This is a genomic window from Actinoplanes sp. NPDC048796, assembly GCF_040650035.1.
GTDB lineage: Bacteria > Actinomycetota > Actinomycetes > Mycobacteriales > Micromonosporaceae > Actinoplanes.
Genome location: NZ_JBEZGO010000001.1, coordinates 1,487,434 through 1,500,551, shown reverse-complemented (window position 1 = coordinate 1,500,551; position 13,118 = coordinate 1,487,434). Strand labels below are relative to the sequence as shown.

Below are 13,118 nucleotides of genomic sequence, written 5' to 3'. Positions count from 1 at the left end.
GCCGGGGCGGAAGGAGAGGGTGGCAATGGCGAAGGAAGAGGAGCTCCGCGAATACCTGCGCTGGGTCACCAACGACCTGCACAGGGCGCGGCAGCGGCTGCTGGAGATGGAGAACCGCGAACGCGAGCCGATCGCGATCGTGGGCATGTCGTGCCGGTACCCGGGCGGTGTCGACTCGCCGGAGGCGCTGTGGCGGCTGGTCGACGGGGGCGCCGACGCGGTCGGTGACTTCCCGGCCGACCGGGGCTGGGACCTCGACGCGCTCTACGACCCGGATCCCGAACGCTCCGGCACCTGCTACACCCGGCAGGGCGGTTTCCTGTACGACGCGGCCGACTTCGACCCGGGCTTCTTCGGCATCTCGCCGCGCGAGGCGCAGGTCATGGACCCGCAGCAGCGGCTGCTCCTGGAGACCTCGTGGGAGGTCGTCGAGCGGGCCGGCCTGGACCCGCGCGCCCTGCGGGGCAGCGCGACCGGCGTGTTCGTGGGCGTCTCGGGCCGGGACTACGGCGACGGGTTGGACGCCGTGCCGGCCGGTGCGGAGGGCTTCCTGCTGACCGGCACCGCGACCAGCGTCGCCTCGGGCCGGATCGCCTACACGCTCGGCCTCGAGGGCCCGGCGGTCACGATCGACACCGCCTGCTCGTCGTCGCTGGTCGCGATGCACCTCGCCTGCCAGGCGCTGCGGCTCGGCGAATGCTCGATGGCGATGGCGGGCGGCGTGGCGGTGATGTCGACCCCGGCCGTGCTGGTCGAGTTCAGCCGCCAGCGCGGGCTGTCACCGGACGGGCGGTGCAAGGCGTACGCCGACGCGGCCGACGGCACCGGCTGGGGCGAGGGCGCCGGCATGGTGCTGCTGGAACGGCTCTCCGACGCGCGCCGCCGCAACCACCGGGTGCTCGGCGTGATCCGCGGCTCGGCGGTCAACCAGGACGGCGCCTCCAACGGGCTGACCGCCCCGAACGGGCTCGCCCAGCAGGCCGTCATTCGGCAGGCGCTGGTGCACGCCGGTGTCACCGCCGACCAGGTGGACGTGGTCGAGGGACACGGCACCGGCACGACCCTGGGCGACCCGATCGAGGCGCAGGCGCTGCTCGACGCGTACGGGCCCGGCCGGCCGGCGGACCGCCCGCTCTGGCTCGGCTCGGTCAAGTCGAATCTCGGGCACACCCAGGCGGCGGCCGGAGTGGCCGGCGTGATCAAGATGGTCATGGCGATGCGGCACGGCGTTCTGCCCAAGACGCTGCACGTCGACCGGCCGAGCCGGCACGTGGACTGGTCGGCGGGCGCGGTGTCGCTGCTGACCGAGAGCCGCCCCTGGCCCGCCGGCGAGGACCCGCGCCGCGCGGCGGTGTCGGCCTTCGGCGTCAGCGGCACGAACGCCCACCTCATACTCGAGCAGGACACCGGCCCGTCCCCGGAGGCCGGGGCGCCGGCGGCCGAGCCGTTCGGCGGCTCACCGACCGTGCCGTGGCCGCTCTCCGGCCGGACGCCCGAGGCGCTGGCCGGCCAGGCCGCCCGGCTCCTCGCGCCGGCCGCGCCGGACGGTACCGACCCGCGCCGGGTGGCCGCGGCGCTCGCCACGACCCGCAGCGGTTTCGAACACCGCGCCGTGGTGCTCGCCGCCGACGCCGGCGCCCGGACCGCCGCGCTGGAGGCGCTCGCCGCCGGCCGGGAGGCGCCCCAGGTGGTGCTCGGCTCCGTGGTGCCCGGTTCCGGGCCGGTCTTCGTCTTTCCCGGTCAGGGCTCGCAGTGGGCCGGCATGGCGCGGCGGCTCGCCGAACGGGTGCCGGCCTTCCGCGCGAGCATCGAGCGCTGCGCCGCGGCGCTGGACCCGCACACCGGCTGGTCGCTGACGGCGGTGCTCGGGCAGGAGACGAGCGCGCCGCCGCTGGACCGCGTGGACGTCGTGCAGCCGGCCCTGTTCGCGGTCATGGTCTCGCTCGCCGAGCTGTGGGAGTCGCTGGGGGTGCGCCCGGCCGCCGTGATCGGTCACTCGCAAGGGGAGATCGCCGCCGCGTACGTCTGCGGCGCCCTGTCCCTCGACGACGCCGCGAAGGTGGTCGCCCTGCGCAGCCGGGCCCTGCGGGGCATCGCCGGCCGGGGCGGGATGGTGTCGGTCGCCCTGCCCGCCGGCACGCTGCGGGAATGGATCGACCGGGATCGCCTGGAGCTGCACCTGGCCGCCGTCAACGGCCCCGGCGCCGTGGTCGTGGCCGGCGAGCCGGGCGCGCTCGACGCGCTGATCGCCCGCTGCGCCGAGCAGGGGATCCGTGCCCGGCGGGTGCCGGTGGACTACGCCTCGCACTCGCCGCACGTCGACGAGCTCACCGGCGAGATCCGTGGCCTGCTCGCCGGTGTCGAGCCGGGGGCGGCCCGGGTGCCGTTCCTCTCGTCGGTCACCGGCGAGCCCTTCGACACCACCGGGCTCACCCCGGAGTACTGGTGCCGCAACCTGCGCGAGACGGTCGAGTTCGAGCGGGCCGTCCGGGCCGCCCTCGATCAGCGGTACGGCGTCTTCGTCGAGGTGAGCCCGCACCCGGTGCTCCTGCCGGCGATCCAGGAGACGATCGAGGCGGCCGGCCGGCCCGGTGCCACAGTGGGCACCCTGCGCCGCGACGAGGACGACGTGGAACGGATGATCCGGTCCGCGGCCGAGGCGGGCACCCGCGGGCTGCCGGTCGACTGGACGGCGGTGCTCGGCGGAACCTTCGCGCCGGTGGAGCTGCCCACGTACGCGTTCCAGCGCACCCGGCACTGGCTGGACGAGCAGCGCCCGGCGGCCCCGGCCTCCGGCACCCCGGACGAGAGCGAGCCGGCCTTCTGGGACGCCGTGGAGCGCGGTGACCTGGCCGAACTCGGCCGCGTGCTCCGGGTCGACGCCGGCCTCGACGCCTGGCGCCTGGTGCTGCCCGAGTTGAGCGAGTGGCGGCGCGACCGGCGGCAGGAGTCGGCGGTCCGGTCCTGGCGGTACCACGTGCGGTGGAAGCCGATGCCGCCGACGGCCGCCCCGCCCGCGACCGGATCCTGGGCCGCCCTGGTGCCCGCAACGGCCGCGGACCGGCTGGAGCCACTGGTGGCGTTGCTCGGCGCGTGCCCGGTGGTGGTGCCGGAGACGGGCGACCAGGACGTCCTCGCCGGTCTCCTCGGCGACCTGGACGTAGACGGAGTGCTCTCTCTGCTGGCCCTCGGCGATCCGGGGCGGGCGCTGACCGGCACCCTGGCGCTGATCCGGGCGCTGGCCGGCCTCGGGCGCCGCACACCGCTGTGGGTGCTCACCGAGGGCGCGGTGTCGGTGGGTCGCTCGGACCCGCCGCCGGTGCCCGATCAGGCCGCGGTCGCGGGCCTGGCCCGGGTGGCCGCGCTCGAGCATCCGGAGATCTGGGGCGGCCTCGCCGATCTGCCGGCCGGCCTCGGTGACGGCGTCGAACGGCTCGCGGCCCTGCTGACCGGCGACGAGGATCAGGTGGCGGTGCGCTCCTCCGGGGCGTACGCGCGCCGCATGGTCCGGACCCGGACCGGGCCGGACGCCGGGACGCCCTGGCAGCCGCGCGGCACCGTCCTGGTCACCGGCGGCACCGGTGCCATCGGCGGCGAGGTCGCCACCTGGCTGGCCCGTTCGGGGGTCCGGCATGTGGTACTGACCAGCCGTCGCGGCCCGGACGCGCCGGGCGCCTCCGAGTTGCGTGACCGGCTACGCGCGCTCGGCGCCGAGGTCACCGTGGCCGCGTGCGACGTGGCGGACCGGGCGGCGCTGGCCGCGCTCCTGGACGAGGTGGGCCCGGTCTCGGCCGTGGTGCACGCCGCCGGCGTCGGCCAGTTCACCATGCTGGCCGACACCGATGCCGGCGAGATGGCGAGCGTCGTCTCCGGCAAGGTCGAGGGCGCCCGCAACCTCGACGCCCTGCTCGACGGCGAGCAGCTGGACGCCTTCGTGCTCTTCTCGTCCGGGGCCGCGGTGTGGGGCAGTGCCGGACAGGGCGCCTACGCGGCGGGCAACGCCTACCTCGACGCCCTGGCCGAGGCGCGCCGCGCTCGCGGTGCCGTCGCCACCTCGGTGGCCTGGGGCAGCTGGGCGGGCGGCGGCATGGTCGACGACGAGGCCGACGCGCTGCTGCGCCGGCGCGGCGTGCGGCCGATGGCGCCCGAGCGGGCCGTCCGGGCCCTCGCCGACGCGGTGGGGCGCGACGACGCCACCGCGGTGGTGGCCGATGTGGACTGGGCGCGGTTCGTGCCGACCTTCACGCTGGCCCGGCGGCGGCCGCTGATCGAGGACATCCCGGAGGTCGCGGAGGCGTTGCGTGCGCCGGCGGCCGCCGCCGAGGACGGCGCCTCCGCGCTGCGTGAACGGCTGCGCGAGCTCACCGACGGCGAGCGGCGCGGCGAGCTTCTCTCGCTCGTGCGGACCCAGGCCGCCCTGGTCCTCGGGCACTCCTCGGCCGACGCGGTCACGGCGTCACGGGCCTTCCGCGACCTCGGCTTCGACTCGCTGACCGCCGTCGAGCTGCGCAACCGGCTCACCACCGCGACCGGGCTGCGGCTGCCCACGACGATCGTCTTCGACCAGCCGTCGGCCGAGGTCCTCGCCCGTCACCTGCTGGCCGAGCTGCTGCCCGACGCCTCCTCGGCCGCCGCCGTGCCCACGGCGGCGGCACCGGCCGACGAGCCGGTGGCGATCGTGGGGATGGCGTGCCGGTTCCCCGGCGGCGCCGACTCCCCGGAGGCGCTCTGGCGGCTGGTCCAGGACGAGACCGACGCGGTGACCGACTTCCCGGCCGACCGTGGCTGGGACGTCGACCGGCTGTTCCACCCGGACCCGGATCACCCCGGCACCTCGTACGTGCGGCACGGCGCCTTCCTCGACGGCGCCGCCGACTTCGACGCGGACTTCTTCGGCATCAGCCCGCGCGAGGCGCTGGCGATGGACCCGCAGCAGCGGCTGCTGCTGGAGACGACCTGGGAGGCGCTGGAACGGGCCGGGGTGGATCCACGCCGGCTGCGCGGCAGCCGGACCGGGGTGTTCGCCGGCGTGGCCGGCGGCGACTACGCCGATCGGGCCGCCACCGCGCCGCCCGGCGCCGAGGGATACCTCGGCACGGGCAACGCGGCGAGCGTGGCCTCCGGCCGCGTCGCCTACCTCTTCGGGCTCGAGGGCCCGGCGCTGACCGTGGACACGGCGTGCTCCTCGTCGCTGGTGGCGCTGCACCTCGCGGCGCAGGCGCTGCGCCGCGACGAGTGCTCCTTGGCGCTGGCCGGCGGCGTCGCCGTGCTCTCCAGCCCGAAGGCGTTCGTGGAGTTCTCCCGGCAGCGCGGGCTGGCGCCGGATGGACGGTGCAAGCCGTTCGCCGCGGCCGCCGACGGCACCGCCTGGGGTGAGGGCGTCGGCGTCCTCGTGCTGGAGCGGCTCTCCGACGCCCGGCGCAACGGGCATCGGGTGCTGGCGCTGGTGCGCGGCTCGGCGGTCAACTCCGACGGCGCCTCGAACGGGCTCACCGCCCCCAACGGGCCGTCGCAGCAGCGTGTCATCCAGCAGGCGCTCGCGTCGGCCGGTCTCGCGCCGCGCGAGGTCGACGCCGTGGAGGCGCACGGCACCGGCACCACCCTGGGCGACCCCATCGAGGCGCAGGCGCTGCTCGCGACGTATGGCCAGGACCGTGACGGCGCACCGCTGTGGCTGGGCTCGGTCAAGTCGAACATCGGCCACACGGCCGCGTCGGCGGGCATGGCTGGGATCGTGAAGATGGTCATGGCGATGCGGCACGGCGAGCTGCCCCGCACGCTGCACGTCGACGAGCCGACCCCGCACGTGGACTGGAGCTCCGGCGGCGTCCGTCTGCTCACCGACCCCGTGGCCTGGCCCGAGACCGGCCGCCCGCGCCGGGCCGGCGTCTCGGCCTTCGGCATCAGCGGAACCAACGCCCACGTGATCCTCGAGCAGGGACCCGGCGGCGCACCCGCCGAGCCACCGGCCGGGACCCCGGCCGGACCGGTCGCCTGGCTGCTCTCCGCGGCCGGCCCGGAAGCGTTGCGGGACCAGGCCCGGCGCCTGCGCGAGAGCCTGACCGGCCGGCCGCTGCCGCCGGCCCGCGACGTCGCCGTGGCGCTCGCCACCACCCGGGCCGCGCTGGAGCACCGGGCGGTGCTCGTGGGCGCCGAGACCGGCGAGCTCCTGGAGCGGCTCACCGCGATCGAGGACGGTCGCCCGCGGGCCGGCGTGTGGCCGGGAACGGCGCGCTCCGGCAAGCTGGCCGTGCTCTTCTCCGGGCAGGGCGCGCAGCGGGCCGGCATGGGCCGGGAGCTCTACGTGTCCCATCCCGTCTTCGCCGAGGCGCTCGACGAGGTGTGCTCGCACCTCGACCCGCATCTGGACCGGCCGCTGCGGGACGCGCTCTTCGACGCCGAGACCCCGGACGCCGACCACCCGATGCACCGCACCGAATACACGCAGGCCGCGCTCTTCGCGGTCGAGGTGGCACTGTTCAGGCTGCTCAGCGCGTGGGGGGTGACGCCCGAAGCGGTCGGCGGCCACTCGATCGGGGAGATCACCGCCGCCCACGTGGCCGGGATCCTCTCGCTGGCTGACGCGTGCCGGCTCGTGGCGGCCCGGGGGCGCCTCATGCAGGCGTTGCCCCCGGGCGGCGCCATGATGGCCGTGGAAGCGGACGAGGCCACCGTTCGGCAGCTGCTGGCCGGCCGGGAGCACGAGGCCGCCGTCGCCGCCGTGAACGCGCCCCGATCGGTGGTGGTGTCCGGTGTGGAGGCTGCGGTCCGCGCGGTGGCCGACGCGGTCGCCGAGGGCGGTGGCCGGGTCAAGCGGCTGCGGGTCAGTCACGCGTTCCACTCGCCGCTGATGGCGCCGATGCTCGCCGAGTTCGGCCGGGTCGCGGAGGATCTCACCTACGAGCCGGCCCGGATCCCGGTGCTGTCCGCCCTCACGGGCGCCCTGGCGACCGGCGACGACCTGCGCACCGCCGAGTACTGGACCCGGCACGTCCGCGAGGCGGTCCGCTTCGCCGACGGGATCGCGGCCCTGCGGCGGTTCGGCGCCGACACGTTCCTCGAGGTCGGGCCCGACTCGGTGCTGACCGCGCCGGCCCAGGACTGCCTGGCCGCGTCCGACGGCGAGGTGACCTGCGTGGCGGTGCAGCGCGGTGGGCGACCCGAGGCGGAGAGCCTGATGGCCGCCGTCGCCGCCCTGGTCGCGCGGGGGACCGAGCCGGACTGGGCGGCGGTTCTCGGAGCCGCGCCGGCCGCGCCGGTGGATCTGCCCACATATCCGTTCCAGCGGCGGCGCTACTGGCTGGCATCGGTGCCGGGCGACGACCCGACTTCCCTGGGACTCTCGGATCCGGGGCATCCGCTGCTCGGCGCCGGGCTCGACCTGCCCGGCACCGGCGAGCACGCGTTCTCGGCCCGGGTGTCCGCGCGTACCCACCCGTGGCTGCTCGACCACGCGGTCGCCGGCTCGGTAGTCGTGCCGGGCACGGCGTTCGTCGAGATGGTGCTGGCCGCCGGGACTCGGGTCGGCGCGGCACACGTCGAGGAGCTGACCCTCACCGCACCGCTCGTGCTGGCGGAGGGCGCCGAGGTGGTGCTGCGCGTCGTGGTGGGGGAGCCCGACGGTGACGAGCGCCGGACGGTCGCCGTCCACGCGCGCCGGCACGGCGCCGAGGAGGCGTGGGCCCAGCATGCCTCCGGGGTGCTGACACCGCAGCCGGCGTACCCCGGCGACGTGCCCTTGTGGCCGCCGGACGCCGAGCCTCTCCCGCTCGGCGACCACTACGCGGCGATGGCCGGTACCGGATTCCGCTACGGGCCGGCCTTCCAGGGCCTGGTCGCGGCCCGGCGGATCGGCGGCGACATCGGCGCCGAGGCACGGCTGCCCGAGACGCTCGACCCGGACCGGTACGGCATTCACCCCGCGCTGTTCGACGCGGCCCTGCACGGCATCGGGCTCGGCGCGTTCCTGCCGGCCGGTGGCCGGCCGCGGCTGCCCTTCTCCTGGCGTGGTGTCACCCTGTACCGGCCGGGAGCCCGGTCGCTGCGGGTACAAATCCGGGCGGCCGGGAACGGCGCGGTCGCCGTCGTCGCGGCCGACGAGCACGGCGCGCCGGTCTTCACGATCGAGGAGCTGACGCTGCGCGAGCTGCCCGAGGACGCGCTGAGCGACACCGGCGAGCAGGTCCTGCTGCGCGCGGCGTGGGAGACGGTCGACACCGCCGGGCTGCCGGCCGGTGGCGCGCGCTGGGACGCGTTCGGGGACCCCGAGCTCGTCCGCCGGCTCGCCGGCGCGCCGGACGCCGAGGTGCTCGCGCACGCCGGCCTGGCCGAACGGGACGCCGCGGGCGCTCCGGTGCCGGACGCGGTGTTCTGGGCGGTGCCCGGCACCGGCGAGGGCGTACCGGAGCCGGACGCGGTCGCCGAGGTGACGGAGGAGGCCCGGCGTACGTTGCGCGACTGGCTGGCCGGGGAGCGCTCCGGCGTGCCGCTGATCGTGGTGACGAGCGGCGCCGTCCGCGAGGTGCCGGCGCCCGGCGGGGCGGCGGTGTGGGGCATGGTGCGCTCGGCCCAGCAGGAGCACCCGGGCCGGTTCGTGCTGCTCGACATCGACGACGATCCCGACTCGGTCTGGTCGCTGCCCGACGCGGTGGCGGCCGCCCTGCACGGCGAACAGACCCAGCTCGCGCTGCGCGGTGGCGAGGTGTCGGCGCCCCGGTGGGTCCCGGCCGCCGAACCCTCGCCCGGCGATCCGGGCCTGGCCGAACCGGGCTGGGGCGACGGCACGGTGCTGGTGACCGGGGCCACCGGCTGGCTCGGTGGTCTGGTGGCGCGGCACCTCGCGACCGCACACGGCGTCCGCCGGCTGCTGCTCGTGGGCCGGCGCGGGCGGTCCGCCGAGGGCATGCCCGAACTGATCGACGACCTGACGGCGGCCGGGGCGGAGGTGGACGTGGCCGCGGCCGACGTGGCCGACCGCGACGAGCTGGCCGCGGTGCTCGCCGCCGTGCCGGCCGAGCGTCCGCTGACCGCGGTCGTGCACGCGGCCGGGATCGTGGCCGACGCCGTGGTGAGCTCGCTGTCCGCGGAACGGCTACGGGCCGTGCTGCGCCCCAAAGTGGACGGTGCGATCAACCTGCACGAGTTGACCCGCGAGCACGAGCTCGCCGCCTTCGTGCTCTTCTCCTCGATCGCCGGCACCTTCGGCGGCGCCGGGCAGGGCGCGTACGCCGCGGCGAACGCGTTCCTCGACGCCCTGTCCACGCACCGCCGGGCGGCCGGCCTGGCCGCCGGCTCGCTGGCGTGGGGGCCGTGGGACGCCGAGGCCGGGATGACCGCGGAGCTCGGCGCGGCGCATCGCGACCGGATGCGCCGGGCCGGCCTGCTTCCGCTGTCGGCGCGGCAGGGCCTGACGCTCTTCGACCGGGCGCTGCGGCTCGATGCCGGCACGGTGGTGGTGGCCAGGGCCGAGAAGAAGGCCGCGGGACCGGCGGACGCGGGCGCCACCGTACGACCGGCCGGCCGGCCGGCCGTTGGCCCGGACCGGCCGGATTTCCGGACGCTGCCTCCCGCGGAGCGGGTCGTCCGGCTCACCGAGGTGGTGCGTGAGGCGGCCGCCGCGGTGCTCGGGCACGGGTCCACCGCGAGCATCCGGGCCGACCGCGCCTTCAAGGACGTGGGGTTCGACTCGTTGACCGCGGTGGAGCTGCGCAACCAGCTCACGGCGGCCACGGGAGTGCGCCTCCCGGCCACGTTGATCTTCGATTACCCCGCGCCCGCCACGCTCGCCGAGCACCTGTCCGCGCAGATCGGCGGCGCGGACAGCGGCGCCGCCGCGGCCCCGGACGTGGACGCGCTGGAACGGTGGCTGCTCACCGGGGCGGGCGACGCCGACGACCGCAAGGCCGTCGCGGGTCGGCTGCGGGCCCTGCTGGGCCGGTGGGAGGCCGCGGCCGCGACGGCACCGGAACGCGCCGAGGCCGACATCGCCGGAACCACGGCCGACGAACTGCTCAGCATCATCGACCAGGAGTTCGGCGACCTGCCCCGCTGATCGCACCGGCCGCCGCCACCAGAGCACACGGTGGCGGCGGCCCGCGATGCGCGGGGCCTCGCGCCAGGGCACAGCGAAAGGCCGGGTAGCTCGCGCTACCCGGCCTCCGGCTCGTCGCGTCACTCGGCGATGGTCGTCCGCATCGTCCAGCGGAACACCAGGGGACTGCCGGCGGACGCTTCGTCGGCACGTTCGAAATGCTCATAGCCGCCGTAGTACGGCACCTTCACCTTCCGGTCCGCGGCGGCGACGGTGATCCGCCGCTGGTCGGCGGGGATGTCGACGGGACCGCCTTCCAGGGTCGCGGTGACGGCTTCGTCGGGCGATGAGACGTGGAGCTGGGTCAAGGGGAACACCTCCAGTTACGTCGGCCGGCCCGCCGCGCGGACCGGCCCGGCTCAGGCCGCCGCCGCCGTGGCGGGCAGCCGGGTGGCGCCGGTCCGGGCTTCCGCCCTGTTCCGCGGCCGGGCCGCATCGTCGCGGCCGGTCCCGGTGCCGAGAAGGTAGTCACGGAGCAGCGGGTGCATCGCATACCGGCCGATGCCGCGGGATTCCAGCATGTTGGCGTCCACCAGCGACTCCAGCACGCGTTCGGCCTCGGCCGGGTCCAGCGCCGCCGCCACGGCCGCCGCGCCGACGTCGAAGCTCTCCGCCGGGTGGGCGCCGAGCAGGGTGATCACCCGCTGCTGCGTGGCGTGCAGGCGGCGGTACGACTCGGCGAAGCTCGCGTCGAGGCTCAAGGTCGCCGTGGACAGCCGGTTCAGCCCGTCCGGGTCGCGCAGCCGTTCGATCAGATCCCCGAGCCGCCAGGACGGGCGGTTGCCGAGCCGGGCGCCGACGATGCGCAGCGCCAGCGGAAGGCGGTGGCAGAGGTTCGCGAGGATGCCGACGTTGTCCGGCTCGCCGGCCGTGCGTGCCTCACCCAGCATCCGTCCCAGCAGCATCCCGGCGTCCCGTTCGGACATCGGCTCCAGGGTCATGGTGTGCCGGGTGCGCAGGCCGTCCAGCCGCCCGCGGCTGGTGATCAGCACCAGGCAGTTGCGGCTGCCGGGCAGCAGCGGCTCCACCTGGGCCAGGCTCGCGGCGTCGTCCAGCACCACCACGACACGGCGGTGCATCAGCTGCGTACGCCACATCGCGGCGCGCTGTTCGAGAGTCGCCGGCAGCGCCTGCTCGCCCACGCCGAGCAGCAGCAACAGCGCGCCGAGCGCGTCCGCCGGGTCGCGCGGCCGCCGATCGGGCCGGTGGCCGTGCAGCTCGAGGAAGAGCTGCCCGTCGGGGTAGTGGTCGGCCAGCAGATGGGCGACGTGCACCATGAGGGCCGTCTTGCCGACGCCGGGCATGCCGTTCACCGCGTTGACCAGCAACGCCGTGCGGCTCGGGTCGTCCGGGGTGATCACTTCGAGCAGCCGGTGCACCTCGTCGGTGCGCCCGGTGAAGTCCTCGACGTCCGGCGGCAGGTTGTGCCGCCCGGCGGTGTCCGCGCTGTGCCGATGCTCCAGTACCGCGTCGTTGTTGAGGATCTGCTGGTGCAGCGCCTGCAGGGCGGATCCGGGCTCGACACCCAGCTCCTCGACGAGGGCGTGCCGGGCGGCGCGGAAGACGTGCAGCGCCTCGGCCTGCTGCCCGCAGCGGTAGAGGGCCAGCATGAGCAGCCGGACCAGCCGCTGGCGCAGCGGATAACGCTGGGTCAGCACGCGCAGCTCCGGAACGACCTCCTGGTGCCGGCCGAGGCTCAGCTCGTGTTCCAGCCACTCGGCCATCACGGCGACCCGCGACTCGTCCAGCGACACCGCGTAGACCTCGGCGAACTTGGCGCTGATGTTCGCCAGCGCGGGACCTCGCCAGCACTTGAGGGCACTCTTGAGCAGGTCGCAGGCCTCGTCCGGGCGGCCCTGCTCGGCCGCGGCCCGGCCCCGGTCCATCAGGTCCTGGAAGAGCTCGGAGTCGAGTTCGCCCGGCTCCACCCGCAGCCGGTATCCGTCCGCGTCGGTGCGGATCCGGTCGGCGCCGTCCGGGCCGGTCGCCGCCAGGCGGGACCGGAGCCGGCAGACGTACGAGTGCAGGGTGGCCGCGGCGGTCGGCGGTGGCTCGCCGTCCCAGATCGCGTCCGACAGCCAGTCGATCCGCAACGTCTGATTGGCGTTCACGACCAGGGCGGCGAGCAGCGTCTTGGTCTTGGGGCCGCCGACCGCGATCGTCTCTCCGCTGTCGGTGCCGGCCTCCACCGGACCGAGGATGCGGAACTTCATGGTCATCCCCCGATCATCACGAGCGTCGCGGCCCGGGCCGCGGTGCTGCCGGCGGGCCGTTGCCGTGTCGGACGAGATCGACGCTAGGGGCGGCGTCCGGACGCCGGTAACCCCTAACAGCGGCACGGCCGGAGGGGTCGGGGTTAGGGGTGCGCCCTGATACGTAGCTTATTAATCCATTCTTGTGATGCGCTGGCAACCGCCTTGCATTCCGATGATCGGGTCTTCAAATAGCGGCCGGCGGCGGCGTACGTTGCATTTCCCGACATGAATTCGAGGAGTCGTCGATGGCACGCGCACAAGCAAGCGCCGAGTATTCGGAATCTCCGGAGGCGGTGTGGCGCACGCTCACCGACCTGCGGCGGCAGCCACAATGGGTCGCTTTTCACAAGCAGTGGATCGCCGAGCCGCCGGAGCGCCCGGAGGAGGGCGCCACCTTCAAGGAGAGCGTCGCGATCCTCGGGCCGCCGGCCACGGTGGACTGGGAGATCGTCACCGTCAAGAGCCGTGAGCTGCTCGAACTGTCCGGCCAGGGTACGACCGGAGTGGCCGCCCGGCTCGTCTACCAGGTGACCGCCGGTGCGGCCGGCAGCGTCCTCTCCATCGACATGGAGCTCACCGGCGGTCCGGTCGTCGGCCCGATCGGCGACATGATCCAGGACGCCGCGCAGAAACTCGTCGAGAGCAGCCTCGCCGCTTTCCCGGCCGCCCGCTGAGCGCCGGCGGCCGTACAAGCGCACTGCAAGGCCGCTGGCAGCCGGGCCGCCTACCGTGGCCCGCGGCGGCGCATTCCGCCCCTTGCCGGTCGTCCCGCT

4 protein-coding genes are annotated in these 13,118 nt (G+C 75.5%); 2 read left to right on the top strand and 2 right to left on the bottom strand.

What is annotated here, in order from left to right; translation table 11 throughout:
* Nucleotides 1-25: 25 nt before the first annotated feature.
* Nucleotides 26-10,051 carry a type I polyketide synthase gene (locus AB0C26_RS06845; protein WP_360242642.1) on the top strand — a complete coding sequence of 3,342 codons (10,026 nt, stop codon included), beginning with the start codon at nucleotides 26-28 and terminating at the stop codon, nucleotides 10,049-10,051.
* Between the two features lie 119 nt (nucleotides 10,052-10,170).
* Here the strand turns inward: AB0C26_RS06845 and AB0C26_RS06840 are convergent, their stop codons facing one another.
* Together AB0C26_RS06840 and AB0C26_RS06835 are read right to left on the bottom strand one after the other, a co-directional pair.
* Nucleotides 10,171-10,398 carry a DUF5988 family protein gene (locus AB0C26_RS06840; protein ID WP_360242639.1) on the bottom strand — a complete coding sequence of 76 codons (228 nt, stop codon included), beginning with the start codon at nucleotides 10,396-10,398 and terminating at the stop codon, nucleotides 10,171-10,173.
* A 51-nt stretch (nucleotides 10,399-10,449) separates the two neighbouring features.
* Nucleotides 10,450-12,309: an AfsR/SARP family transcriptional regulator gene (locus tag AB0C26_RS06835; RefSeq protein WP_360242636.1), complete on the bottom strand. Its 1,860-nt coding sequence runs from the start codon at nucleotides 12,307-12,309 to the stop codon at nucleotides 10,450-10,452.
* 281 nt (nucleotides 12,310-12,590) lie between these two features.
* Between AB0C26_RS06835 and AB0C26_RS06830 the strand changes: the two genes are divergently transcribed.
* On the top strand, nucleotides 12,591-13,019 hold the full coding sequence (locus AB0C26_RS06830; RefSeq protein WP_360242633.1) for an SRPBCC family protein: 429 nt from the start codon (nucleotides 12,591-12,593) through the stop codon (nucleotides 13,017-13,019).
* The last annotated feature ends 99 nt before the right edge of the window (nucleotides 13,020-13,118 follow it).

Bases quoted from the DNA above. Each gene is read 5' to 3' on its own strand.
- AB0C26_RS06845 (WP_360242642.1), top strand. From the start codon at position 26: ATGGCGAAGGAAGAGGAGCTCCGCGAATACCTGCGCTGGGTCACCAAC.
- AB0C26_RS06835 (WP_360242636.1), bottom strand. From the start codon at position 12,309: ATGACCATGAAGTTCCGCATCCTCGGTCCGGTGGAGGCCGGCACCGAC.
- AB0C26_RS06830 (WP_360242633.1), top strand. From the start codon at position 12,591: ATGGCACGCGCACAAGCAAGCGCCGAGTATTCGGAATCTCCGGAGGCG.